We start from the raw sequence: 25,780 nt of genomic DNA, 5'->3' as shown, positions 1-25,780 counted from the left end.
TGGTAATCCGTGACTGGCAACCAGTCACGAGTCACGGCTTCTCCGTTGTTCCAACCCATCCCGAAAGGTCTGCATGAAAAACTTCATCCTTGACACCAATGTGCTGCTGCACGATCCCCAGGCGCTGTTCAAGTTCCAGGAGAACAACATCATCATCCCGATCACGGTCATCGAGGAGGTGGACCGCTTCAAGAAAGACTCCAACGAAACCGGTCGCAATGCCCGCCAGATTTCGCGCATCCTTGACGCCATGCGCGAGAAGGGCTCCCTGTCCGCCGGCATCGTTCTGCCGGAGGGAGGCACACTCAGGGTGGAGATGTTCTCGGAGAAGTATTTCCTGGACCTGCCGGTGGAGTTGCGCGGCCAGAGTGGCGACAACCGCATCCTGGGTATGGCGCTCAGTCTGCGCGACCGTCTCCCGGATCATCAGCTGATCTTCGTGACAAAGGACACCAACCTGCGCATCAAGGCCGATGCCATCGGCGTGATGGCCGAGGACTACGAGTCTGACAAGGTGGATATCCAGGACCTCTACTCGGGAACCCGCGGCATCGAGATGTCGGCGGAGGCCATCGATCGCTTCCATGGGCAGGGGTGGCTTGATGCGCCCGGGGGACTGGCGCCCAATGAATTCATCATGATCAGCGACAGCGCCAACCCCGCCCACAGCGCCGCCTGCCGCTTCGACGTCGCCAGCTCCCGCATCGTGCCGGTGCGTAAGGTGCCCAAGGAAGGAATCTGGAGCCTGCACCCACGCAACCGCGAGCAGTCCTTTGCCCTGGACGTTCTCATGGATGACACCATCAAGCTGGTGACCCTGGTGGGCAAGGCCGGCACCGGCAAGACGCTCTTGGCCATCGCCGCCGGTCTGCACAAGGTGGCCGAGGACAACGTGTACAACCGCCTGCTGGTATCACGGCCGGTTTTTCCCATGGGCAAGGACCTGGGCTTCCTGCCCGGCGATATCGAGGAGAAGCTGACCCCCTGGATGCAGCCGATTTTCGATAACGTGGAACTTTTGATCTCCGGTCACGAGGCTGAGAAACGCCACAGCAAGGGGTACAAGGAGCTGATGGCCATGGGGCTTCTGGATATCGAGCCGTTGACCTACATCCGCGGCCGCTCCATCCCCAACCAGTACCTGATCGTCGACGAGGCCCAGAACCTGACCCCCCACGAGATCAAGACCATCGTCACCAGGGTGGGGGAGGGGACCAAGATCATCCTCACCGGCGACCCCTACCAGATCGACAACCCCTACGTGGATTCCTCCAGCAACGGGCTCACCTATCTGGTGGAGAAGTTCAGGGGGGAAAAGATCGCGGCCCATGTGACCCTCACCAGGGGAGAGCGCTCGGAACTGGCCGAGCTGGCGGCAAACCTGCTCTGAACCCTGTACCCCTTATCTGTAATAGGTAATAGAAGGTCATCCGAATGCTCGTTCTTGCCATTGAAACATCCTGCGATGAAACCGCCGCCGCACTGGTGGATGGCGGCCGCCGCATACTCTCCTCGGTGGTCTCCTCCCAGGTGGCCATCCACGCCGAATATGGCGGGGTCGTGCCGGAGATCGCCTCCCGCAAGCATCTGGAGATGATCTCTCCGGTGATTTCCCAAGCCCTGGCCGAGGCCGGCGTCAGCTTCGGCGATATCCAGGGGGTGGCGGTTACCCGCGGCCCGGGACTGTCCGGGGCGCTGCTTGTGGGGCTCTCGGCCGCCAAGGCCATCGCCTGCGCCCGCGGCATACCCTTCGTGGGGGTGCACCACATCGAGGGGCACCTCTTCGCCCCCTTCCTGGAGCGACCGGTGGAGTTCCCCTTTCTGGCGCTGGTGGTGTCGGGCGGCCACACCCACCTCTACCTGGTGGAGGGATTCGGCCGCTACCGCACCCTGGGAAGAACCCTTGATGACGCGGCAGGCGAGGCCTTCGACAAGTCGGCCAAGATCATGGGGCTCCCCTATCCCGGCGGGGCCAGGATAGACGCCATGGCGCAAGAGGGGAGCCCCGGGGCAATTCGGCTTCCCCGGCCGCTCTTGGCCGATGGCGGCCTGAATTTCAGTTTCAGCGGCCTCAAGACCGCCATGCTGAACCGCATCACCAAGCATCCGGTCAGTATTCCCGGTGCCGAGGCCAACGACCTGTGCGCCTCGTTCCAGCAGGCGGTCTGCGATGTGCTGGTTGCCAAGACCGCTGCCGCCCTGGAACGGACCGGGGTGACGCGTCTTGTGGTTGCCGGCGGAGTGGCCTGCAACAGCGGCCTCAGGCGGAGCATGCAGGCCCTGGCCTCCGGGCTCTCCATTGACCTGCGTATCCCGGCTCCGGCACTGTGCGGCGACAATGCCGCCATGCTGGCGGTTCCGGGAAACCACTACCTGGAGCAGGGCCATGCCTCGGAGCTGAGCATGGATGTCACCGCCACCTGGGACATGGACCGGGTGGGGGAGGGGCGGTCATGAGCAGTGGACGGCGGCCCCTCAAGTCTCTGGGGCAGAACTTCCTGGTGGACCGGAATATTGTGGAGCGGATCATCCGCGGCGCGGCCCTGGAGCCGGACGACCAGGTTCTGGAGGTGGGGCCGGGACGGGGCGCCCTGACCGCCCATCTGTCCGAACGCGTGGCCCGGCTGCTGCTGGTTGAGTATGACCATGCCCTGGCTGACGAGCTGTCCGAGCGCTACCGGGAGAATCAACGGGTGCGGGTGATTGATGGCGATATCCTGGCGGTGGACCTGGAGGCGTTGCTGGAAGACGGTGACAAACGCTGGAAGGTGGTCGCCAACCTCCCCTACAACATCTCCACCCAGGTGCTGTTCCGCTTCCTGGAGCTGCGCTCCCGGCTGTCGCGCATGCTGCTCATGCTGCAGAAAGAGGTGGGGGACCGCCTGACCGCCCTGCCTGACTGCTCCGACTACGGGGTGACGACGGTGATCCTGGGGCTCTGGTTCGACATCCGCCGCGAGTTCGTGGTCCCGCCCGGCTGTTTCCATCCCCGCCCCAGGGTCGACTCGGTGGTGCTGAGCTTTACGCCCCTTGATGCCCCCCGCGCCCAGGTGGGCGACGAGGAGATCTTTCGAAGGGTGGTCAAGTGCGCCTTCGCCACCCGCAGGAAGACGCTCTTCAACTGCCTCAAGCGGGGGGAACTGGTTGCTCCCGATGGCGTGGCCGAACTTCTGGAGAGCTGCGGAATCGATGGCCGGCGCAGGGGGGAGACGCTCTCCCTGGAGGAGTTTGCCCGCCTCTCGCGCCATCTGTCAGGCTACAGGGCATAAAAAAACCGCCTTCGGGCGGTTTTTTTATGGTCGCTTGTTTTCGTGTGCGGAGGGTTACTCCTGGGGTGCCTGCTTTTTCGCGGCCTCTGCTTTGGCTCCCCTGCCGCCCTTCTTCGGTTTGGCCGCGGCCTTGTTGGCTGCCCTGACGGCGCGGGCCTTTTCCAGGTTGGCGGCCAGGTTGTTCTCGGTGGCTGCCTGACGGCGGGCCTCGGAGTAGTTCTTGGCGGTCAGCGACTGGGTTGAGGGGATGTTGAACTGTTTGCGGTACTGTCCCGGCTTGAGATTGTGGGCCTGCTTCAGGTGTCTGGTCAGGGTTTTGAAGCCGGACTTGCCGCAAATCATGCAGCTTACCTGGTCGTTCTGGAAAGCTTTCTTGAGGCTCATGGCGGGTGCGGCGGGTGCGGTCTCGACTTCCGTGGCAGGAGTGCCGCTTTCAAGTTGCTTCAGGGCGGTAAAAACGGTGTTGATCTCCTGAATCAGTTCATCGCGTGACAACTGGGAACCCGAGGCGTGTGCCGAGACAATGTTTGCGGTAAGTTCAACGAGTGATGTGGTCATAGTTCCTCCTGTATATGAATCAGTTTTTCGGATATAACCATGAAGTAACAAGTTTAAGCAAGTAATATTTGTCATGAACGCCGATGTTATGGCATATATCTGGTCAGTTACTGTCATGGCGACCAGCTGGTTATCGTATCACAACCAGTGCGCTTGACATGAGGGACAGGACTTTGGTTCGGTTTGTTGCCCGATACCCCAAGGCACGTCATGACAAACACGTCACTTCATACCAGGCATGAAAGCCAACAATGACCACACCCCTGTTGCTACATATGTAAAGGAATGAACTGCTGTATGTCAGAACGCACACATATCGTAAAAGCTGCCGGCGTGCTCGGCTCCGCCACCATGCTCTCCCGCATCATGGGCATGGTGCGGGACATGGTCGTGTCGCGGCTGTTCGGGGCGGGCTTCGGCACCGACGCCTTTTTCGCCGCCTTCCAGATCCCCAACATGCTGCGCCGTTTCTTCGCCGAGGGGGCGCTTACCTCGGCATTCGTGCCCACCTTGTCCCAGACGCTGACCCAGCAGGGAGAGGAACGGGCACGGGAGCTGGCCAATACCTGCTTTACCCTGCTGACCATGATCATGGCAGGCGTCACCCTGGCCGGTATCATCTTCTCGCCCTACATCGTCGGCCTGATGTTCCCCGGCTTTCAGGACGTGCCGGGGAAATTCCAGCTGACTGTGCTGCTCAACCGGATCATGTTCCCCTACATCTTCTTCATCAGCCTGGTGGCGCTCTGCATGGGAGTGCTCAATACCATCCGCCACTTTTTCACCCCGGCCATATCGACGGTTTTCCTGAACCTCTCCATGATCCTGGCCGCGCTCCTTCTGCGCGGTTTTTTCCAGATTCCGGTGACCGCCCTGGCCATGGGCGTGCTGATCGGCGGCGTGGCGCAACTGGCCCTGCAGTTGCCGGTGCTGTGGAAGAAGGGGTTTCCCCTGCGTCTGCGCTTCGATTTTAGCTCTCCCCCGGTGCGCCGCATCGCCCTCTTGATGCTTCCCTCCGTGCTGGGGGTGGGGGTCTACTACCTGAATATCACCGTCAGCGCCATCCTGGCCTCGCTGCTCCCCCAGGGGAGCGTCTCCTACCTCTACTATGCCCAGCGGCTGTTCGAGTTCCCCCAGGGGGTCTTCACCGTCTCCGTGGCCCAGGCCGTGCTTCCCTCCATGAGCAGGCAGGTGGCCGGGGGGGATATGGCCGGCATGCGGGAATCGCTCTCCTTCGGCCTGCGCCTGACGCTGTTCGTCACCATTCCGGCCATGGCGGGGCTGATGGTCTGCTCCACCCCCATCTTCACCCTGCTCTTCATGGGGGGGGCCTTCGACTACGCCAAGGCGCTCAACTCGTCCCAGGCGCTGATCTGCTACTCCCTGGGGCTCTCCTTCGTGGCCATGACCCGCATTCTGGCCCCGGCCTTCTACGCCCTCAGGGATACCAGGACACCGGTCTGGGTCGCCCTGTTGACCTTTCTGCTCAACCTGGCCCTCAGTCTGGCGTTGATGGGACCGCTCAAACATGCGGGGTTGGCCCTGGCAACATCCCTGTCGGCCCTGGGCAACATGCTGCTTCTGCTCTGGTATCTGCGGCGCAGGGTCGGTCCCTTCGGCGGCCGGGGGATCATGGCCTGCGGGCTGAAATCCCTGCTGGCGTCACTTCCCATGGCAGCCGTTGTCTGGTATCTGTGCGGTTTCGTGGAGTGGTCCCAGGCAGGCCACAAACTGTACAAGGGGGCTGTTTTGGGAGTCGCCATCGCGGTGGGCATGGCGGTGTACCTTGCCTGCGCCCGTCTGCTCCGTTCCGGCGAGGTGCTGGATGCCGTGGGGCTGGTCAAAAAGAAACTGGGTCGCTAGGAGTGCTGGCATCGTCTCACTGGGGGGGGGCGATCCGCGTGGCGCATGCGTGCGTTCCCCCTCGCCAGGTGGAGTGCCGGGAAAAAAGGTTCTGGGGGAAACCGTTGATTTTATACGGATAACTTTTTTCTGAAAAAAAGATGGTTATTAACAGGCCGACTTGGCACGATAAACAAACCTGACTGCCTTCGGGATGTGAATGGTCGCTAACTGCCCGGAATCCCGACAAACGACTTAACTGTCTGATTTTATGGTAAAAAATCAGTGTTTAAAAATAAGGCAAAGCGGGGAAAAACGTTGCGGAGGCGTCACTTCCGCAATTCATCCACACGGTTATCAACATGTTTTCCCCAGTTTTTGTTGATAAGCCTTCACCTGCCTGTAATCGCGTCACATTTTTGTGACGGACGCTGTTGAGAACCCTGTCTCCCGCTCCTTTGCCTCCTCCCAGAGCAGGTCCATCTCCTCCAGCGGCGTGCTGCTCATCTGTCTCCCCTGTGCCACGAGACGTTCCTCCACGTAGTTGAACCTGTTCCGGAAGCGGTTGATGGTCTTGCGCAGCGCCTCCTCCGGGTTGATGGCGAGGAAACGCCCCAGGTTGACGATGGCGAACAGCAGATCTCCCAGTTCCGCCTCCATCTGTTCGTTGTCGTTGGCGGCCATGGCTTCCTCGAACTCGTGCAGCTCCTCCACCACCTTGGCCATCACCTGATCCACATGCTCCCAGTCAAACCCCACCCGGGAGGCCTTCTCGCTGATCTTCTGGGCTTTCAGCAGCGCCGGGAGCTGCGGCGGCACGCCGGAGAGGGCGGAAGGACGCTCGGTGCCCTTTTCCGCCTTCTTGATCCGCTCCCAGTTCTCCACCTGGGCGCTGCTGTCGCTGATCTCCATGTCGCCGAAGACGTGGGGATGGCGGCGGACCAGCTTGTCGCACAGGGTCTGGATGACATCCTGGATGGTGAAGGCGCCGGTTTCCTCGGCGATGGCGGCGTGGAAGACCGGCTGGAGCAGCAGATCGCCCAGTTCCTCCTTAAGGTGATCAACCGAGTGGGCCTCGATCGCCTCGATTACTTCGTAGGCCTCCTCCAGCAGGTAGCGGGTCAGGCTCTCGTGGGTCTGTTCAGCGTCCCAGGGGCACCCCCCCGGTCCGCGCAGGCGGCGCATGATCTGGACGAGATCCTCGAAGTTTTTTTGTTCTGGTTTCACGGTCTGTTTTCTCCTCGTGTTCGGATGGTTTGGAACCGTCTCACCCCCCTGGAGCGGTCCGGGGTAAGTCGTGTAATAACAAAAAGTTGTTGACAGCAGCATCAGGATATTTACATTAGTGCAAAACTAATCGAAGGGAGAAGGGTAATGCTGAAAAAGACTGTTATGGGTAAAATTGCGACAATTCTCGGTGTCATGGCGCTTGCGGCGGGTGTGGCGTCAGCCGGTTTCGCCAGCAGCAGTGAATCGTCTCTGACGCCCGACCAGGCGCTGCAAAAGCTGATGGATGGCAACAAGAGCTACGTGGAGAACCGGATGACCGTCACGCAACGCAGCGACCAGGCTACGCGCGCCAGCCTGGCCAAGTCCCAGAAACCGTACGCGGTGATACTCACCTGCTCGGACTCGCGGGTTCCGCCCGAAGTCATCTTTGACAAGGGATTGGGCGAAATTTTCGTCATCCGCGTTGCCGGCAACGTGCCCGACCCGATCATTCTGGGAAGCATCGAGTATGCAGCAGAACACCTGGGATCGCCGCTGGTAATGGTTCTGGGCCATGAGCGCTGCGGCGCCGTAACCGCCACCGTCGATGCCAAGGGCAAGACCACCGGCAGCAGCAACATTGACGCCATTGTCAAAACCATCGACCCCGCGGTCAAGACCGCCCACAAAAAGTGTCACAGCACCAACAAGAGCGAACTGGTCGAGTGCGCCGCTGACATAAACGCCAAGAACGTTGCCGCCAGCCTGACCAAAAACTCTAAAATTCTCAAGCATCTGGTGGCGGAGAAGAAGCTTAAAATCGTGGTCGCCAAGTACGATCTGGACGACGGCGTGGTGAGCTTATTTAAGTAACCTGCTGTTTCGGGCTTCCCGTTCCAGCTCGTCATACACCGCCAGCGCCTTGACGCTGGCGGTTTCTTTTTTGCCCAGCTCCTCGAAATGGCTCAGTCTGGCGTTGAAGCGGTCGGCCCGGGCCTTGAGATTGCCGGTGCTCTCCGTGATAAAACTCTTCTCCTTCGTGTCCACTCCCTTGCTGAACATCCCCCTGGCCCGGTTCATGTACTCGTCAGTGCTGCTGGCATAGTGGTTAAGGCTGCCCAGGAAGGACAGGGCGCCGGAGGAGAGGTCGGATACGGCGGCCAGTCGCGTCTGCGCGGCGTTCATGTCTTTCAGCAGCTGGCTGTCGGCGAAACGGGCCGCCTCGCTCACCAGCCTATCATCCTCTGCTGCGGAGACGTTCAGTCGGTCGGTCATGGCGATGAATTTCCGGGAAGAGTCAAGGTAGTTGCCGATGGCCTTGGAGGAGGCGTTCAATTCCACGGTGAACTGGGCCGCGAACTTGGTAAAGATGGCCACCTGGCCTGCATAGGGGATGGGCAGCATCCGCCCCACCACGGCGGCATAGGAGCCGGCCTGGATGTACCGGTTGTAGCCGGCCAGGTTGGAGCTCATCCAGGTCACGAAGCCCTGAAAGTCGCCCATGCTCTGGCGTTGCGTCCTGACATCGGCGGCGAGCTCATGCAGTCTCTGGATCTTTCGCTGGTGCAGGCGGCTGGCCGGTATGCCGGCCACCGTCTCCAGCTGCCTGATTTTCGTACCCAGCAGCGCGTTATCCTGCTGGAGGGACACAAGCTGTTCCTCGCAGGGGGTCAGGGGGCCGCAGCCGTTCTCCACCGCGTGGGCGGGGAGGGCGAACAGGACCAGAAGCAGGGCATGGCGGAGCGGATAAGGGAAACGACGGGAGGGGGCGGGCATGGCGGTTTTAGTCCTTTGCTGATTGGTGTGCGCGTTGATGCACTGATCTGTATAGCCTCACCGGAAACGCTTTGCAATGATTTAGCGCTTTCGTCTCCGCGCTCTAGTGCGCCCAATCGAGTTGCATCCGGCTTCCGTCTGTACTACCATGCCGACGAACCGATTTTCATGTATCCAACGGGAGTACTCCCCATGCCACTGCTACCCATACCCCGTTTGACCCTGCTGGCCAAGCTGGTGCTCAGTTTTTTCATCAGCGTGAGCTGCATGATGGCTGCCCTGTACTATTCCGTCAACGGTCTGGGGGCCATGCACAGGATGGAAACGGAAATCGCCCGCAACGACCTGACCGCCGCCACCCTGACCGTTTCCCTGCGCGAGATGATGCTGGCCCAGCAGCGCTATGCCGGCCGCTACCAGATCCTTCCCCAGGGTGAATTCAAGACCCTTTACGACCAGAACGCTGAAAAGTTCCGGGGGGCGCTGACTTCGCTGAAACAGGTCTATCCCGGAAACAACATCTCCCTGCTGGAAAAACAGTACGCCAGGTATTCGCGGTTGACCGGCCGGCTTTTTGCCGGCGGCGCGGTGGATGCGCGCGCCATGAAACGGGTGGTTGCGCAGATAGATGACAGCATCGGGCGCATCCGCCAGGACCAGCTCCACTCCCTGGAGGAGAAGCTGCGCAGTTCCGACGAAAAAGTGGCTGCCACCGTCTCCTGGTCCCTGGGGTTCGCCATTGGCGGCGCCTCCCTCTCGCTGCTGATCGCCGGCCTGATGATCTACTCCTTTGCCAGTTCAATCAGAAAACTGAAAACAGCTACCCACCGCATCGCTGCCGGTGAGTTTGACTACGACCCGCGGATTCCGGCGGGGGACGAGATCGGCGATCTGTCCAGGGACTTCATGGCCATGGCCAGGCGGCTCAAGGATCTTGAACAGGTCTGTCTGGATGCCAGCCCCCTGACCCGGCTGCCGGGCAACATCGCCATCGAACGCTCCATAAACCGCCGTCTGCGCGAAGGGGCTGCCTTTGCCATGTGTTACCTGGATCTGGATAACTTTAAGTCCTATAACGACCGCTACGGCTATATCAAGGCCAGCGACCTGATCAGGGATGCGGGCAGGGTGATCCATGACGCGGTCAGGCGCCTGGGTGATCCCGATGCCTTTGTCGGGCACATCGGCGGCGACGATTTCGTGGTGATCATCGGCTCCAGGTTGGTGAAAGCCGCCTGCACGTCGATCATTCACGATATCGACGCCATGATTCCTGCCTACTACTCCGACGAGGATCGGGCCGCCGGCTTCATCCAGGGGGTTGATCGCTATGGTGTGCCGCGCAATTTTCCGCTCATATCCATATCCATTGCCGCGATGGACTGCCAGCCGGGCAGGTTTTCCTCTGCCGCGGAGATCGCCACGGCCGCGGCCGCGGTCAAGGATCGCGTCAAGGAAGCAAAGGGGAGCAATTACATTATCGTTCGGGAGGCGGGTGCCTGTGAGGTCTGATTCTGTCGTGACAGTATGGCTGGTGGTGGTTCTTTTCCTGCTGGGGGGGTGCGCGGCCGTGAAACAGCCACTTCCTTCCGCGCCGGTTGTCAGCTTGCAGGAACGCTCCTTTGCCGGCGCCCTGGAACACCTGAAGGGAGGCAGGGAACAGCAGGCCCGGGAGCTGCTGGAACGGGTTGTGGCCTTGAGCCCCATCTCCGGCATTACCGATGAGGCGCTGTTCCGCCTTGCGCTTTTGAGCACGCGGGATGAAACCGGAAAAGTGGCCGCCCAGGCGCAGTCCCTGCTGGAGCGCCTGGAGAGCGAATTCCCCTTCAGCGCCTGGACGCGCCAGGCCGCGCCCCTGGCGGAGTACCTGGCAGGGGTCAGGGTCCCCCGCGACAGGCAGAAGGAGCTGAAAAACCTGCGGGACCACAACCTCTCCCTCAGCCGCGACAATCGCGAACTGCGCCAGACCATCGAACGCCTGAAACTCCTGGACATTGAACTGGACCAGAAGATCAAGCGCTGAACAGGGTGCGCCATGAGGCGTGAACCTGGAACCGCGCAGGGGAGGTTACTGCTTGGTGCGCCGGTTTCCCTCCAGATATTCGGCCAGGAAGCGACTCTTGTACTCCATGAAACGGTTGTCGGCGATGGCTGTGCGGATTTCCGCCATCATGTTCAGGTAGAAGTGGACGTTGTGGATGGCGGAAAGCACCGCGGAGAGTACCTCGTTGGAAACAAAGAGGTGGTGCAGGTAGGCGCGGGTGAAGTTGCCGCAGGTATAGCAGGTGCACGAGGGGTCCACGGGGAAGAAGTCCCGCTTGTAGTTCTTGTTGGTTAGTCTGATCTTGCCCCGCCTGGTGAAGAGGGTGGCACTGCGGGCATAGCGGGTCGGTATCACGCAGTCGAACATGTCGATGCCCCGCTCCACGCTTTCCAGGATGTCCTCCGGCAGTCCCACCCCCATCAGGTAGCGCGGCTTGTCCTCAGGCAGGTGGGGAGCCGTCCATGCGACCACCTTTTTCAGGAGCTCCAGTCCCTCGCCCACACTGACCCCGCCGATGGCGTAACCGGGAAGGTCCAGGGCGCGCATCTCCCTGGCGCAGTAAGCCCGCAGATCCTCGAACACACTCCCCTGCACGATACCGAACAGGGCCTGGCCGTTGTCGGTCATGGCTCTCTGGCACTCCTTCAGCCAGCGAATGGTCTTTTTCGTGGACTGTTCGGCATACTGGCGCTCGCAGGGGTAGGGGATGCATTCGTCGAAGGCCATGATGATGTCGGCGCCCAGATCCTGCTGGATGCGGGTGGCAGAGGCCGGATCCAGGTAGATCTCGTCGCCGGTTACCTCGTGGCGGAAAAAGACCCCTTCATCGGTTATGCGCTTGTTGGGGAGCGAGAAGACCTGAAAACCGCCCGAATCGGTGAGAATCGGTTTGTCCCATGCCATGAACTTGTGCAGCCCCCCCGCCTTCTTCACCAGCCCCTCGCCCGGTTGCAGGTGCAGGTGGTAGGTGTTGCTGAGGATGATCTGGGCGCCGGTCTCGGTGATCTGGGCCGGTGTGAGCGGTTTCATGGCGCCGTGGGTGGCCACCGGCATGAAGATGGGGGTCTGGATCTCTCCCCGACCCGTCGTAACGACGCCCAGGCGGGCGGAACTCTGTTTGTCTTTTTTGATCAGCTTAAATTCCACGTGCATTGCTCCGGTAACGCGCCAATCTGGCGCACTGTTTTTGTTGAGTAGCTTTTGTTAATTATTTGATTTTCAGCAAACAACCGTACAGGATCAGAGTAACGTCTCTAGCAGAATGCGGCCCCAATTGCAATCAAAGCGAGTGTTTCTGTTGTAGTTATTTGATATTTCAGGGTTTTTTATTTGAGCGTGTTTTACATAAAAATGTTGCAATTTAATATGAGTACGTCTAAGATACGCAAAATTAATGAGCAGGGGGAAGAAGCGACATACCCATACGTCAATAGATTGCCTTATGGAACATAATCTCAGAAGGAGGATGGTATGCAGATTGTCACCAGAACGCGCTGGCGTGGCCCCCCTGGCAAGCTTTTTTCGATGTTTCACCGCCCGTTGTTTTAGTCTCCGTAAATATTCAATGCAGTTCACTACATGTGTAAAGGAAGGATAGATATGCAACTTTTTACCACGTCTATCGGCAAAAAGATCCTGATGGCAATCACCGGCCTCTGTCTGGTGTTGTTCGCAGTGATCCACCTGATCGGCAACACGACCATCTTCGGATGGATTCCCGGGGGCGTTAACGCCTATGCCCACCACCTCCATGCCTTTCCTCCGATGGTGTACGCCTTCAGGGCCGTCATGCTGGTCATTGCCGCCGTGCACATCTACTACGGCATCCAGCTGACCGTTGAGAACCGCGACTGCCGTCAGCAGGCCTATGCCGTCAAAGCCACCAAGAAAACGACCTTTGCCAGCGAAAACATGATCTGGACCGGTCTGATTCTGCTGATCTTCATCGTCTTCCATCTGCTGCACTTCACGGCAAAAATGGTTCCGGGAATGGAACTGGTGATGGATCCCCACGGAACCGTTGACGTCTTTGCCATGATCGTTTCCGCGTTCAAGAATATCATTATCGCCGTGGTCTATGTCGGTGCAATGGCGACCCTGTTCCTGCACATCTCCCATGGCATCCAGAGCCTCTTCCAGACGTTTGGCATTACCAGCGACAAATCCATGCCCACGATTGTGAAGGCTGGTACGGTCGTGGCACTCGTGCTGTTCCTGGGGTATGTTTCCGTTCCGCTGTCGATCTTTCTCAATATCTTGAAATAGGGGGTTACCGTGATACTTGATGGAAAATGTCCTACTGGACCTATTCAGCAAACCTGGGACAAGCACCGCTTCGATCTGAAGCTGGTCAATCCTGCCAATAAGCGTAAATATAACGTCATCGTGGTCGGTACCGGTCTGGCCGGTGGCGCCGCCGCCGCTTCGCTCGGTGAACTGGGCTACAATGTTCAGGCCTTCTGTTATCAGGATTCCCCTCGCCGCGCGCACTCCATCGCCGCACAGGGTGGTATCAACGCTGCCAAGAACTATCCCAATGACGGTGACTCCATCTACCGGCTGTTCTACGACACCATCAAGGGGGGCGACTTCCGCGCCCGTGAAGCCGACGTCTGGCGTCTGGCCCAGGTGTCCAACAACATCATCGACCAGTGCGTCGCCCAAGGCGTTCCCTTTGCCCGCGACTATGCCGGCTACCTGGATAACCGCTCCTTCGGTGGCGCCCAGGTTTCCCGTACCTTCTACGCCCGTGGCCAGACCGGTCAGCAGCTCCTCCTGGGCGCCTACACCGCCCTGTCCCGCCAGATCAACGCCGGTACGGTCAAGATGTACAACCGCCGCGAAATGCTCGATCTGGTGGTGGTTGACGGCGTTGCCCGCGGTATTACCGTCCGCAACCTGATCACCGGCGAGATCGAAAGCTATGCAGCCGATGCCGTCTGTTTGGCAACCGGTGGCTACGTCAACGTATTCTACCTCTCCACCAACGCCATGGGCTGCTCGGTTACCGCCATCTGGAAGGCACACAAGAAGGGCGCCTTCTTCGCCAACCCCTGCTACACCCAGATTCACCCGACCTGTATCCCCCAGGCCGGCGACTACCAGTCCAAGCTGACCCTGATGTCCGAGTCGCTGCGTAACGACGGACGCTGCTGGGTTCCCAAGAAGAAAGAGGACTGCGGCAAGCATCCCAACGAGATCCCGGAAGATGCCCGTGACTACTACCTGGAGCGCAAGTACCCCTCATTCGGTAACCTGGCTCCCCGCGACATCGCCTCCCGCGCCGCCAAGGAAGCCTGCGACGACGGTCGTGGCGTCGGCCCCGGCGGCCGTGGTGTGTACCTGGACTTCGCCGCTTCCATCAAGCGCGTCGGCCAGCCGAAGATCGCCGAGCGTTACGGCAACCTCTTCGAAATGTACGAGAAGATCACCGACGAGGACGGTTACAAGCGTCCCATGCGTATGTACCCCGCGCCGCACTACTCCATGGGCGGCCTGTGGGTCGACTACAACCTGATGAGCAATATCCCCGGCCTGTTCGTCCTCGGTGAGGCAAACTTCTCCGTGCACGGCGCCAACCGTCTGGGTGCTTCCGCTCTCATGCAGGGTCTTGCCGACGGCTACTTCGTCATTCCTTACACCATCGGCGGCTATCTGGCCGGCATCAAGGATCCGGGCACGATCAAGGCCGACCATCCCGAGTTCAGGAAGGCCGAGGACGACGTCAAGTCCAGCGTCAATAAATACCTCTCCATCAATGGCAAGAAGACAACTTCGGAGTTTATGCGCGAACTGGGTTCCCTGATGTGGGAAAACTGCGGTATGGCTCGCACCAAGGAATCCCTGGAGTCCAACCTGCAGAAGATTCCTGCACTGCGCGAAGAGTTCTGGAAGAATGTCAAGGTGTCCGGTACCGGTGCTGACTTCAATCAGCAGCTGGAAAACGCCGGCCGCACCGCCGACTTCCTCGAGTTCGCCGAGCTCATGTGCCGCGATGCCCTGCACCGCAACGAATCCTGCGGTGGCCACTTCCGCGAAGAGTATCAGGAACTTGGCGAAGCCCAGCGTGACGACGTCAACTACTGCTATGTCGGCGCGTGGGAGTACAAGGGCGTTGGCAAAGAGCCCGAGCTGCACAAAGAGCCTTTGAAGTTTGATAATGTACATCTTGCCATAAGGAGCTACAAGTAATGAGCGATCACAAGACAATGACACTGACACTGATCGTGTGGCGCCAAAAGGATGCCAGCGATCCGGGAAAGTTTGAGACCTATACCGCTAAGAACATCACTGAACATCATTCTTTTCTGGAGATGCTCGACGTTGTTAACGAAGATCTGATCCTTGCCGGCAAGGAGCCGATCGCGTTTGACCACGACTGCCGCGAAGGCATCTGTGGCATGTGTTCCCAGATCATCAACGGCGCAGCCCACGGCGGCCAGGAGCGGACCACGGTTTGCCAGCTGCACATGCGTAAGTTCAAGGATGGCGACACCATCTACATCGAGCCCTGGCGTGCCCGCGCGTTCCCCATCATCAAGGACCTGGTGGTGGACCGCACCGCTCTGGATACCATTGTCCAGGCCGGCGCCTACGTCTCCTGCCACACCGGCGGCGTGCCCGATGGCAATGCCATCCTGATTCCCAAGCCGATCGCTGACGAGTCCATGGACGCCGCCGAATGTATCGGTTGCGGCGCCTGCGTGGCCGGTTGCCCCAACGGAGCTGCCATGCTCTTCACCGGTGCCAAGGTTTCCCAGTTCGCGGTTCTTCCCCAGGGTAAGGGTGAGGCTGTGACACGCGTCAAGGCCCTGGTCAAAACCATGAAGGAGTGCGGCTTTGGTAACTGCACCAACCATTATGAGTGCCAGGCTGCCTGCCCGAAGGGGATCAACGTCAAGTTTATCGCCCGCATGAACCGCGAGTTCATCAAGGCACAGTTCGCCTGATCAATTCACGCATGTCTTTTGTTGAAAGGGGCAGCCATCCGGCTGCCCCTTTTTTTTAGTGGTGCGCTGTAACTGGAGTGTTTAACGACAGGAAACCGGTAGCGCTCTTAGGCGTGCTGTAATTCCCTGCCAGCGGCTGGTGGTGCGCCTCCTCTACATGGCGATTGACAGACAGGTTGTGTAAGAATATAAGTACTGACTTACACTACAGTCAGGTGCAACGGGTGATGGCAGGATTGCCTTGTCACCGGTTCTACGGGAACTATGTATGCAGCGAAATGCCGCTCTTGACAGGATACGGAACGAACTGTTCTACGGTTCGTGCAACTATACGAAAAGCCAGCCAGATCTGTTCGTTCCCCAGCATTTTACCATGTTGGCGCCTTCGAAGGCTTCCTCGTTCATTGACACGGTCGTTGCTGCCATGGTTGAAACTGAACTTTTGCTGTACATCCATCTTCCCTTCTGCTTTTCAGAATGCTTGTTTTGTAATTCCTTTCCCCACAAAGTTGATACCCAGGTCCAGCAGGAGTACCTCAGGCGCCTTATTCTGCAGATAGAGCTGTACGAGCGGCTTGGACTCTTTAAGGGCAAAAAGGCCAAGTGCATCTGTTTCGGGGGAGGGACGCCCACCGCTTTCGCGAACAGCGAGATCAGGAAAGTCATGGATACGGTTCGCGCATGCGTTACCCTGACCGATGACTGCAGTATTGCCACGGAAGCCCATCCGGCAACCATGGAGCACGAAGCCCGGGTCCTCGATCTGGCAGACATGGGGTTCAACCGCATCAGTATGGGCTGCCAGACCTTCGATCCGCAGATCCTTCAGCTCTGCAACAGAAACAACACCCCCAGCCAGGTTCAGGGCATCGTGCAAACGGTGCAGCGGGCCGGCATGATGATCAACATCGATATGATGACCGGTCTCCCCGGTCAGTCGATTGAGAGCGTACAGGCGGATCTCCGCATGCTGGAGCAGATCCGCCCCGACGCCGTCGAGTACATCCGGCACGAAATCGTCAATCCCCTGATCGCGCGGTTGTATACCCAGCGGCCCGAACTGATCGTTCCCGATGACACGCTCTTTGACATGGTGTTCATGGCCCAGGAGTGGATGGATGGTCAGGGCTACGAACAGAATGGCCGCTTCAGCTGCGACCGGCAGTGGCCCTACCGCTATCACTGGCTGCGGGAAACGCCGATCATCTCCTTCGGTATCAGAACCAGATCCTACTCGCCCGCGATCTGCTTTGACAGCCACGAAGAACTGGCCAGCTTCAATCGCCTGGTGGATAAGGGGATTCCGCCCGTGGGACGGTATATCATGTTGTCCCGGCGGGAGCGCATGTACCGGAGACTGATCCTGAGCCTGCAGCTGAAGGGTGGTCTCGACATCAGCCGCTTTCACGCCAGCTTTGGAGAGAGTCCCCTGGATGTGTTCAGCCCACTTGTCTCGAAACTCGCAGATCTGGGCTGTCTCTGCCAGGAGGATGAATCCCTGCGTCTGACCCGGCTGGGCGCCTATTTTGTAGAGGATGTGTGCGACTGCATTATCGATAGCGCCTTGCAGGAAGAATCACGCGGTCTTGTACGGGCGCCCCATTCAGGCGGCAGCATGTTCCGTCGTTGATTCCTGGCTGCGTACGGCCCCCTCCACTTTTTGCCCTCGAAACACCCTTCATTCCCCCCCCCTCGTTACGCGGCGCCCCTTCACTTTCTCTTACCCTTGCGGGTGCATTTCAGAAACGTTGGCAGGTCCTTCCAGAAACGCAGCCAGCTGTCAGGCGACTTCCACATCATCGAGGCGTAGTTAAAAAGTGTTGACGGTCGCGAAAAGTAGCGCCGGTAGAATTCCAGGTGCAGTCCTTCCAGCTCTTCCCGCGTGAAGCCGTGGGGGATGAAGGTGAAATTGGCCGCATTCATCAGTTCCCATGTCTCATCAAAGCTGCCATGGTTGCGGATATCCCGGTACATCGGTGCTCCGGGGAAAGGGGTCAGTTTCGAGAGGTTGAAGTCGTCCAGGGGGAGGCTGAACACGTACTCCATGCTTTGCCTGATGCTCTCCCCGGTCTCTCCCGGAAGCCCCATCATAAACAGGCCCTTGACGCGGATGCCGCACTCCTTGATCAGCAGGACCGTTTCGCGGATGTTCTGCAGCGGATTCTCCACCACCTGTGACGGCAGGTAGGAGCGGTGACGCTGCAGCAGCTGCGGATCGCCCGTTTCGATCCCGAGGCTGATCATCCAGCAGCCGGCCCGCTTCAGTTGCACGAGCATCTCCCTGTCCAGCTGCTCCGTGCGGGCCGCGCAGTTGAAGGTCATCTTCAGGCCGGAGCTGATTTTTAGCTGGCAGAAATCCAGCACCCTCTGGCGCTTGAGGGTGAAGGTGTCATCGTAGATATTGACGTGCCTGATGTTGAAGCGCTGGCGCAGATGCAACAGGTAGTTCAGCATGTACTGGGGGGAATTGTAGCGGTAGGAGCGGCGGAACACGGAGCGGTCGCAGTAGGAGCAGGTATAGGGGCAGCCGCGGCTGGTAATGATGGTGGTGTTGGGCGCTTTGGGGTAGCTGAAGATGGGCAGGCGGTAGCTGTCGGGGAAGCCGTGCAGCTTTTCGTACAGGGGAAAGGGGAGGCTGTCCATGTCCACCAGCTGCTCACGATAGCCGTTGAAGACGACCCTGTCTTTCTGACGATGGATGAGCCCCCTGATGTCAGCCAGTTGTTTGCCCTCGGATTCCACCAGTTCCCGCAGCGTCTCCTCGCCTTCTCCCATTACGCCGAAATCGATGACCGGATACTCGGCCAGCAGGCGCTCGCCCAGCGCGGAGAGGTGGACGCCGCCGAACACGCATCTGGCCGACGGCCTGGCTTCCCTGACCCTGTGGGCCAGGCGGATGCCATCGAGAAAGCTGGAGGTCGTGGTGGAGAAACAGACGAAGTCCGGCTGCTGCTCCCGCAGGGTCTCAAGAATCCTGTCGTCGCTTCCCGGAAAGGCGTAGCAGTCATGGACCCAGGTTTGGTGGCCGTGCCTTTCCAGCCATGCCGACAGGGAGAGCAGCCCCAGGGGAGGCATGATGTTGACGATCCGGGAGATGTTCTCCTGGCCCGGAATCCAGTTCTCCCCCTGGGGGTGAATAAACAGAATACTCTTCCTGTTGCTCATCAGCATGCTCCTTCCCGGTTTGTCAGTGTGTTTAATGAACCAGGTTTAAATTGTGTGGCCGGATGCCCTGCCGGACAGGGGCAGATATAGTGATCATGACAGGGCAGGGGGCGGATGACTGGCCGGGATCCTCCCCCGGGGTGCAGGTTCGAGGAGCGGATACTATATACTTGTCCAATGAAATGAGCTACTTGTTTTGTGGTGAGCCCCGATGGGTGGGGCATTTCCTTTGGGAAATGCCTTGACTGAAAAAGCGGCGAATGCTAGGTTGCCCAACGCGATACCAACAGGGTGTCAGACGTCGGTGAATCTCCCTGGTTCTCATTTGTAAAAGCCAAATATTGTCGCGTTTTGCTGGACGGCGCACTGCCGGGAACGGGCCTGTGAAGACAGAGGTCGTTACGCCGACCACTGGTCTGTTTTCAAAATATCTACGATGATTTTCAGGGTAGGAGGGGTGGCATGAGACTGAAACTGATAGCTGCGTTGTTGATTGTCCTGACGGTCTGCTCCGCGTGCGGTCGCAAGTCAAAGGAAGAGTTGCTGGCTGAAGGCATCAAACAGTTGGGTGCATCGAACCCCAGCGGTGCCGTCGTGCTTTTCAAGAATGCCCTTGAAAAGGATGAGAACTACCTGGATGCCCGTTTCCAGTTGGCCAAGGCCTATGCCCGCCTGGGCAAGAACGAGCAGGCGGAGAGGGAGTTCCTGAAGGTTCTCAAGCAGAACCCGTCCCGTGACGAGGCGATCGTCGAGCTTGCCGCTGTCTACAATGCCACCCGCAAGGGAGATCAGGCCTTTGCCCTGGGGGAGCAGTACCTTGCCAAACACCCCGGTTCTGCGGAAGGGTTGGAGATCCTGGGCATCGCCTGCGCGGTGACCAAGCGCTTTGACGATGCTGAACGTTATCTGCAGCAGGCCCTCGCCGCTTCCCCCTCCCGTTCGAAAACACGGCTTGAGCTTGCCGGCGTGTATGTGGCGGCCGGCAAGGAGCAGCAGGCAAAGGCTGTTCTGGAAGAACTGGTCCGAAGCGACCCGAAAAACTTCAAGGGCTTTTACATGCTGGCCGCCATAGAAAAATCGGGCGGCAATCGGGACCGGGCCCTGGAGATCTACACCAGGATACTCTCCATGGACAGGTCGGAGACCCTTGCGGCATACAAGTCAGGCCTGATTCAGATTGAGAAGGGTGATCTGCCGAAAGCCGACGGCATCGCCGACTCCATGATCAAGGAATTTCCCAAGCGCGCCGAAGGGCACCGTCTGAAGGGCCTGGTCCTGTACCAGCGCAAGCAGTATGCCGAGGCAATGACCAGCCTGCAGAACTCCATCAAGATCGCTCCCACCCTGGAAGCCTATTACTTCATGGGGCTCTGCCAGTACGGCCGGGGGGAGCTGGAGAGCAGCCTGAGCCAGTTCCGCCAGGTCCTGGACAGGGTCCCCTCCTCCCGTCAGGCGCGGCTGATGACGGCCACCGTCCTTTTGGCCCAGAAACGCGTGGATGACGCCATCGGCGAGATCAAAAAGGTGCTGCAGGCCGACGACAACGATGCGGTGGCCCACAACCTGCTGGGCAATGCCTACATGGCCAAGGGGATGTTCGACGAGGGGATGCGCGAGCTGAACCGCGCCACGAGCATCGATCCCAGGATCGTGGATGCCTACCTGAAGAAGGGCTACTTCTACTTCAGTCGCGGCAAGAACGCCGAAGGGGAGAGCGAGCTGGCAACCGCGGTGAAGGTCGCTCCCGATGCCCTGAACAGCAGGATGCTCCTGGCCTCGTACTACATGAGGTCGGGCAGCGCTCCCAAGGCCCTGAACGTCCTCAAGGGGGGGCTGAGCGGCAAAAAGGGTGATGCGCTCCTCTACAACAGCATTGCCTCGGTGCACCTCTCCCAGAACAGGCCTGATCTGGCCCTGGCGAGCATCCAGAAGGCCAAGCAGGTCGACCCCGCGTTTCCCGCCTCCTACCAGAACCTGGCCACCTACTATGCCGCCTCGGGCAAGTACGACAATGCCATTGCCGAATACAGTGCACTGCTGCGCGTCGATCCCCGCAACCTGCGCGCCATGCTCGGTCTGGCCGCTTTGTACGAGATCAAGGGTAACGACCGCGAGGCGCTCGCCTTCTATGACAGGGCAACCGACACCGGCCAGCCCGCGGCTTTCCTGACAAAGGCCACCTACCTGGCCAAGAAGCGCGAAACCGGCAAGGCCATAAAGGTCGTTGACGAACTGCTCAAGAAGGATTCCCGTAATCTTGCGGCGCTTGAGATGAAGGGCCGCCTGCTGATGGTGGAAAAAGAGTACAAGCAGGCCGTCAAGGTCTTTGATGAGGTGGAAGCGGTCAAGCCGGATGCGGGCGTTGCCCTCAAGATCGGCGCCTACGTGGCAATGAAGGATACGTCCAAGGCCGTTTCCCAGGCCAGGGTCTTCATCGACAAGTATCCCCGCTCCGCCAGGGGCTATCTGGTGCTTGCCTCCGTCCACGAGAGCCTGGGTGACCGCAACCGCGCCATGGCCGAGGTCAGAAACGGCCTGCGGGTGGAACCGGGCAACGGGGAGGCTCTGGTCAGGCTGGGTAATCTGCTGGAGTCGGCCAGGGACCACAACCAGGCCATGGCCATGTACGACGAGGCGCTGAAGAAGAATCCGAATTATGTGCCGGCCCTGTTCGCCCAGGGTGCGCTGCTGGACAGCACGGGCAAGAAGAAGGAGGCGGTGGCCAGGTACCGCGCCACCCTGGCCAAGTCGGAAACCTATGTGCCTGCCCTGAACAACCTGGCCTATCTGTGCGCCTCCGGCTTCGGCAGCAAAGAAGAGGCGCTCAGGCTGGCCGTCACCGCCTTCAAGCTGGAACCGGGAAACGCCGGAATCATGGATACGCTTGGCTTTGCCCTGCTGAAGAACAGGCGCCTGGATGACGCCGCCAAGGTGCTGGAACGGGCAAGCACCCTGCTGCCCACTAATCCCACCGTTACCTATCACCTGGCCCTGGTGTACGCGGAGCGGGGAGACAGGGCCAGGGCAACGACGCTGCTGCAGAAGTCGCTCTCCCAGGGTGCGTTTGCCGACGCTCCCGCGGCCAGGTCGCTCCTTGCCGGGTTGAGGAAGAGATAAGAGGTTTCATGGGGGCTCGCGAGACCATTCTTGTCGCCGGAGACGTGCTGCTGGCAGCTGCCGCGCTGCTGCTGGCTGCGTGCGTCCGTTTCGGGTGGGCCGACATGGGGCCGCTATTGCGGGAGAACGCTACCCTGGGGAGCCTGGGGGTGTTTATCCTGGTGACGCTGTTCGCCTCCCATCTGATGGAGGGCTACGACCTTGAGCGGAACACGACCGGGCGCTAGATTGCCACCAACACCCTCTTCGGCGTCGTAACCTCATTCGCCCTGCTCTCCGTTGTCTACTACCTGGATCCCGCCATCGTGCTGGGACGCGGCGTGCTGGTCGGTTCCCTGCTTCTCTACCTGCTGTTCCAGTCCGGTTGGCATGCCCTCTTTCTGCTGAGCAGGCGCCAGGAACTCTTCGCCCATCGGGTGCTGATCCTGGGGACCGGTCCGCTTGCCAGGCAGATGGGAGAGCTGCTCTCCTCCACCAGCAGGAACCTGGCTATCGCCGGCTACGCCCCCTGCGTCAGTTCCGCCCCCCCTGGGGGGACCGACCGGGATGATGGCGGCAGCGTCGTTCCTCCGGAACAGGTCGTGGGGGAGGGGGGCGATCTGCTGCGCACCGCCCGCGAGACAGGGGCGGATCTGATCGTCGTTGCCCTCACCGAACGGCGGGGCTTCTTTCCCCTTGCTGATGTGCTCAAGTGCAAGCTGAGCGGCATAACGGTCATGGACGCCCCCTCGTTCTACGAATTCGTCACCGGCAGCCTGCTGCTGGAATCCATCACCCCCAGTTGGTTCATCTTCTCCAGCGGATTCCGCAGAACCACCCTCTTCAACATCTCCAAGAGAGTCATGGACATTCTCCTTGCCCTGGTGGGGCTGCTGCTGACCTTCCCGCTCTTCCCCCTGATGGCCGTTGCGATCAGGCTGGATTCCCCCGGCCCGGTGTTTTTCAGGCAAGAGCGCGTCGGCGCCGGCGAACGGCTGTTCACGCTGATCAAGTTCAGGACCATGCGCCAGGATGCCGAGCAGGCCACGGGCGCAGTCTGGGCCGAGAAGAACGACCCCCGTGTCACCCCCCTGGGGAGCTTCCTCAGGGGCTCCCGCATCGACGAGATCCCCCAGTTGATCAACGTCCTCAAGGGGGAGATGAGCCTGATAGGCCCCCGGCCGGAGCGTCCCGAGTTCGTCGAGAAGTTGAAGCTGGTCATCCCCTACTATTCCAAACGCCACTTCATCAAGCCCGGATTGACAGGCTGGGCACAGGTCAGGTATCCTTACGGGTCGTCCGTGGAGGATGCCGTGGAGAAGCTGCGCTATGACCTCTACTACACGAAGAACGTCTGTCCGTTTCTCGACACGCTGATCTTCCTGGAAACCATCAAGGTCGTCCTGTTCGGACGTGGCGGCCGCTAAACCACAGAAGCTTTTTTCCGACGAAAGGGGAAACCACATGAGGCTGATACCGCTGTTTCTGATGCTGCTGCTGGCGCTTCCGCTCTCCTGCCACGCCGCGGATTACGTGATCGGCGAGGGGGATGGACTGGATGTTGCTGTCTGGGGCGTCAAGGAACTGACCTTTTCGGTCAGGGTCCGTCCGGATGGTAAGATCACCGTGCCCGGCCTGGGTGACCTTTCCGCCAGCGGGCAGACACCGACCGAGCTGCAGAAAAGCCTGACGGAAAAGCTTAAGGATCTGGTGAAGAACCCGATAGTAACCGTAACCGTGCGCGAGATAACCAACAGCAAGGTGTATATTTTCGGGAGTGGAATAAATTCAGGGGTATACGATCTCAACCGGCGCACCTCACTCTTGCAGCTCCTCTGCTCCATCGGCAGCCAGGCCTCCGTGGATTCCACGTCAGCGGCGGGTTCAGCGGGTGGAGCCACCTCGAAAGTAGCCGATTACAAGCGCGCCTATGTGCTGCGTAACGGCAAAAAGATCAAGGAAAACTTCTACCGCCTGTTCATCGACGGCGACACCTCTGAAGATGTGATCATCGAATCCAATGACTCCATTTTCGTTCCCCAGCTCCTGGACCGGAATATTTATGTTCTCGGCGCGGTGGCAACGCCGCGCGCCCTCGAATACCGCGAGGGGATCAAGGTGATGGAGGCGATTCTGGAGGCGGGTGGCTTCACCAAGTTCGCCGATCAGAACGACGTCATCATCCGCAGGAAAGAGGGGACAAAGGATGTGGCCCTCGAGGTGAAGGCAAAGAAACTGATCAAGGATGGCGACCTGACCCAGAACGTGCCTCTTCGGCCGGGAGACTACGTCGTGGTCAGGGAGAGCATCTTCTGATCCGGTTGAACGTTACCAAACCAGTACAGCTGCTACGCATGCGGGGTGTCGATGTCGGACTCGGAATTTGATTACAAGAAGTACCTGGAGCTGATTGTCAGGAAGAAGGAGCTGTTTGTCAAACTGGCGCTCCTGATCATGACCATCGCCATTGTCACAAGCTATGTTCTGCCCAAAAAGTATGAGGCTTCCAGCACGGTCTTCATAGAGAAGAACGTGATCAGCGAACTGGTCAAGGGAATCACGGTCACTCCCTCCATGGAAGACACCATCAAGGTTCTCACCTATGCCATCACCAGCCGCACCCTGCTCAGCAAGGCTGCCGAGAACCTGGACATGAACGTCACCCGCAAGGGGGGCGCGGACATGGAAGCGCTCTACCTGACCTTGCAGAAGAATACGGTGGTCAAGGTCAAGGACAAGAACCTGTTCACCATCTCCTACACGGACAAGAATCCCCAGATGGCCAGGGATTTCGTCAACACCCTGGTCCGGCTCTACATCGAGGAAAACACCTCTTCCAAGCGTGGTGAATCCTACGACGCCACCAAGTTCCTCGGCGAACAGATCGACACCTTCCGGGAAAAGCTGGAAAAGGCTGAAAAGGAACTCAACGACTATAAACGCGACAAGGGTGGGGTGATCGCGGTGGATGAGGCCAAGCTGTTCGAGGAGATCAATGTTTCCCAACAGAAGCTGTACGACCTGGAACTGCGCCGCAGGCAGCTGGAGGGAATGCGCAGGGTCACCAGAAAGTCCGGCGATCCCCTGCAGGCACGGCTTTCGGCCCTCCAGCGGCGGCTTGACGAGTTGCGCGTCCAATACACGGACAGCTATCCCGAGGTTCTCCAGATAAAGGGAGACATGGAGACAATCAGGGCACAGCTGAAAACGCGAGGCACCACCTTTCAGCCCTTGGATCCCCAGGAGTTGGAGAAGATCGACTCGGAGGTCGCCGCCATCCGGGCCAGCGAGTCCAGCCTGAGACGGTACATCTCCACCAACCAGTCGCTGCTGCGCAGCCTCCCTTCCGCCAAGGCCGATCTTGAGCGCCTGGAGACGGCGAAGAACAACCAGAAAAACATCTACGACCAGCTGTTCGCCCGCCACGGCCAGTCCGAGGTGTCCAAGCAGATGGAGGTCCAGGACAAATCAACCACCTTCCGTATCGTCGATCCGGCGTTACTGCCCCAGAAACCGGTCAGCCCCAACCGGCTGCGGATCATGCTGCTTGGCTTCATCGGCGGACTGGCGGGGAGCTTCGGTCTCCTATTCCTCCTGGACCAGATGGACGGTACCGTGAAGGACGTGGATTTCCTCAAGCAGTTCGGTGTCCCCGTGCTGGCGGTCATCTCCCGCATACGCATCCAGCGCGACATTGAACTGCAACGCAGGCGCACCAAGCGGTTGTGCCTGTACGCTGGAGCGTATTTCCTGTTTCTGCTCTGCTTTCCCCTGTCGGAACTCATCGGTTTGACCTTCATGGATACCCTGGTGGATGCCCTCAGGCCGGCGAACCTGGTCCAGAACGTCAAGGATCAGGTGCGGTAGAGGTC

Annotated in this window: 21 protein-coding genes; 16 read left to right on the top strand and 5 right to left on the bottom strand. The window is 59.5% G+C overall.

Annotated elements, in window-relative coordinates:
- Positions 1-73: 73 nt before the first annotated feature.
- From PPRO_RS12330 to rsmA, 3 genes are read left to right on the top strand one after another with little or no spacing between them, the layout of a single operon-like run.
- Positions 74-1,390, top strand: coding sequence for a PhoH family protein (locus tag PPRO_RS12330; protein ID WP_011736355.1), 1,317 nt, complete (start codon positions 74-76; stop codon positions 1,388-1,390).
- Between the two features lie 44 nt (positions 1,391-1,434).
- Positions 1,435-2,457 carry a tRNA (adenosine(37)-N6)-threonylcarbamoyltransferase complex transferase subunit TsaD gene (tsaD, locus tag PPRO_RS12325; RefSeq protein WP_011736354.1) on the top strand — a complete coding sequence of 341 codons (1,023 nt, stop codon included), beginning with the start codon at positions 1,435-1,437 and terminating at the stop codon, positions 2,455-2,457.
- On the top strand, positions 2,454-3,269 hold the full coding sequence (rsmA, locus tag PPRO_RS12320; RefSeq protein WP_011736353.1) for a 16S rRNA (adenine(1518)-N(6)/adenine(1519)-N(6))-dimethyltransferase RsmA: 816 nt from the start codon (positions 2,454-2,456) through the stop codon (positions 3,267-3,269). Before tsaD ends, rsmA begins: the two co-directional genes overlap by 4 nt.
- Before the next feature lie 54 nt (positions 3,270-3,323).
- Here rsmA and PPRO_RS12315 read toward each other — a convergent pair whose 3' ends face one another.
- Complete coding sequence (locus PPRO_RS12315; protein ID WP_011736352.1) at positions 3,324-3,827, bottom strand: MucR family transcriptional regulator; 504 nt, start codon at positions 3,825-3,827, stop codon at positions 3,324-3,326.
- A gap of 297 nt (positions 3,828-4,124) precedes the next feature.
- On the opposite strand from PPRO_RS12315, the gene murJ reads away from it, so the two are divergent.
- Entirely contained in the window at positions 4,125-5,690 is a 1,566-nt protein-coding gene (gene murJ, locus PPRO_RS12310; RefSeq protein ID WP_011736351.1) for a murein biosynthesis integral membrane protein MurJ, read from the top strand.
- Positions 5,691-6,080: 390 nt separating this feature from the next.
- Here the strand turns inward: murJ and mazG are convergent, their stop codons facing one another.
- Positions 6,081-6,896: a nucleoside triphosphate pyrophosphohydrolase gene (gene mazG / locus PPRO_RS12305; protein ID WP_011736350.1), complete on the bottom strand. Its 816-nt coding sequence runs from the start codon at positions 6,894-6,896 to the stop codon at positions 6,081-6,083.
- 147 nt (positions 6,897-7,043) lie between these two features.
- Here mazG and PPRO_RS12300 point away from each other — a divergent pair, with 147 nt between their 5' ends.
- Positions 7,044-7,751 carry a carbonic anhydrase gene (locus PPRO_RS12300; protein ID WP_011736349.1) on the top strand — a complete coding sequence of 236 codons (708 nt, stop codon included), beginning with the start codon at positions 7,044-7,046 and terminating at the stop codon, positions 7,749-7,751.
- Here PPRO_RS12300 and PPRO_RS12295 read toward each other — a convergent pair.
- Positions 7,740-8,654 carry a hypothetical protein gene (locus PPRO_RS12295; RefSeq protein ID WP_011736348.1) on the bottom strand — a complete coding sequence of 305 codons (915 nt, stop codon included), beginning with the start codon at positions 8,652-8,654 and terminating at the stop codon, positions 7,740-7,742. The genes PPRO_RS12300 and PPRO_RS12295 overlap by 12 nt on opposite strands.
- A 192-nt stretch (positions 8,655-8,846) precedes the next feature.
- Between PPRO_RS12295 and PPRO_RS12290 the strand changes: the two genes are divergently transcribed.
- Positions 8,847-10,166: a diguanylate cyclase gene (locus tag PPRO_RS12290; protein ID WP_011736347.1), complete on the top strand. Its 1,320-nt coding sequence runs from the start codon at positions 8,847-8,849 to the stop codon at positions 10,164-10,166.
- 58 nt (positions 10,167-10,224) lie between these two features.
- The gene (locus PPRO_RS12285; protein WP_157040010.1) at positions 10,225-10,677 is read left to right on the top strand and encodes a tetratricopeptide repeat protein; all 453 of its coding nucleotides are present in this window, start codon (positions 10,225-10,227) and stop codon (positions 10,675-10,677) included.
- A gap of 45 nt (positions 10,678-10,722) precedes the next feature.
- Here the strand turns inward: PPRO_RS12285 and tgt are convergent, their stop codons facing one another.
- Positions 10,723-11,844: a tRNA guanosine(34) transglycosylase Tgt gene (gene tgt, locus PPRO_RS12280; protein WP_011736345.1), complete on the bottom strand. Its 1,122-nt coding sequence runs from the start codon at positions 11,842-11,844 to the stop codon at positions 10,723-10,725.
- A 453-nt stretch (positions 11,845-12,297) separates the two neighbouring features.
- Here tgt and PPRO_RS12275 point away from each other — a divergent pair, with 453 nt between their 5' ends.
- From PPRO_RS12275 to PPRO_RS12260, 4 genes are all read left to right on the top strand, one after another.
- Positions 12,298-12,963 carry a succinate dehydrogenase cytochrome b subunit gene (locus PPRO_RS12275; RefSeq protein ID WP_011736344.1) on the top strand — a complete coding sequence of 222 codons (666 nt, stop codon included), beginning with the start codon at positions 12,298-12,300 and terminating at the stop codon, positions 12,961-12,963.
- Between the two features lie 9 nt (positions 12,964-12,972).
- Positions 12,973-14,889 carry a fumarate reductase/succinate dehydrogenase flavoprotein subunit gene (locus PPRO_RS12270; protein ID WP_011736343.1) on the top strand — a complete coding sequence of 639 codons (1,917 nt, stop codon included), beginning with the start codon at positions 12,973-12,975 and terminating at the stop codon, positions 14,887-14,889.
- Positions 14,889-15,647 (top strand): succinate dehydrogenase/fumarate reductase iron-sulfur subunit, encoded by a 759-nt coding sequence (locus PPRO_RS12265; protein WP_011736342.1) that lies wholly within the window; start codon positions 14,889-14,891, stop codon positions 15,645-15,647. The genes PPRO_RS12270 and PPRO_RS12265 overlap by 1 nt, the downstream gene beginning before the upstream one ends.
- Positions 15,648-15,915: 268 nt before the next feature.
- Entirely contained in the window at positions 15,916-17,277 is a 1,362-nt protein-coding gene (locus PPRO_RS12260; RefSeq protein WP_011736341.1) for a coproporphyrinogen-III oxidase family protein, read from the top strand.
- Between the two features lie 80 nt (positions 17,278-17,357).
- On the opposite strand, the gene PPRO_RS12255 is transcribed toward PPRO_RS12260, so the two are convergent.
- Positions 17,358-18,812 carry a B12-binding domain-containing radical SAM protein gene (locus PPRO_RS12255; protein ID WP_011736340.1) on the bottom strand — a complete coding sequence of 485 codons (1,455 nt, stop codon included), beginning with the start codon at positions 18,810-18,812 and terminating at the stop codon, positions 17,358-17,360.
- Positions 18,813-19,274: 462 nt separating this feature from the next.
- On the opposite strand from PPRO_RS12255, the gene prsT reads away from it, so the two are divergent.
- Genes prsT through PPRO_RS12235 form a run of 5 tightly spaced genes read left to right on the top strand, consistent with a single transcriptional unit; the run spans position 19,275 to position 25,775 of the window.
- The gene (gene prsT / locus PPRO_RS12250; protein WP_011736339.1) at positions 19,275-21,929 is read left to right on the top strand and encodes an XrtA/PEP-CTERM system TPR-repeat protein PrsT; all 2,655 of its coding nucleotides are present in this window, start codon (positions 19,275-19,277) and stop codon (positions 21,927-21,929) included.
- Positions 21,930-21,937: 8 nt separating this feature from the next.
- Positions 21,938-22,156 (top strand): hypothetical protein, encoded by a 219-nt coding sequence (locus PPRO_RS21515; RefSeq protein WP_011736338.1) that lies wholly within the window; start codon positions 21,938-21,940, stop codon positions 22,154-22,156.
- Positions 22,157-23,335: a TIGR03013 family XrtA/PEP-CTERM system glycosyltransferase gene (locus PPRO_RS12245; protein WP_083761250.1), complete on the top strand. Its 1,179-nt coding sequence runs from the start codon at positions 22,157-22,159 to the stop codon at positions 23,333-23,335.
- Between the two features lie 37 nt (positions 23,336-23,372).
- Positions 23,373-24,224, top strand: a complete 852-nt coding sequence (locus PPRO_RS12240; protein WP_011736336.1) for an XrtA/PEP-CTERM system exopolysaccharide export protein — start codon at positions 23,373-23,375, stop codon at positions 24,222-24,224.
- A 51-nt stretch (positions 24,225-24,275) separates the two neighbouring features.
- Complete coding sequence (locus PPRO_RS12235) at positions 24,276-25,775, top strand: XrtA system polysaccharide chain length determinant (protein WP_011736335.1); 1,500 nt, start codon at positions 24,276-24,278, stop codon at positions 25,773-25,775.
- Positions 25,776-25,780 lie beyond the last annotated feature (5 nt).

This window comes from Pelobacter propionicus DSM 2379, from assembly GCF_000015045.1.
GTDB lineage: Bacteria > Desulfobacterota > Desulfuromonadia > Geobacterales > Pseudopelobacteraceae > Pseudopelobacter > Pseudopelobacter propionicus.
The sequence above is the reverse complement of the archived record's forward strand: the minus strand, read 5'-3'. Positions and strand labels throughout refer to the sequence as shown.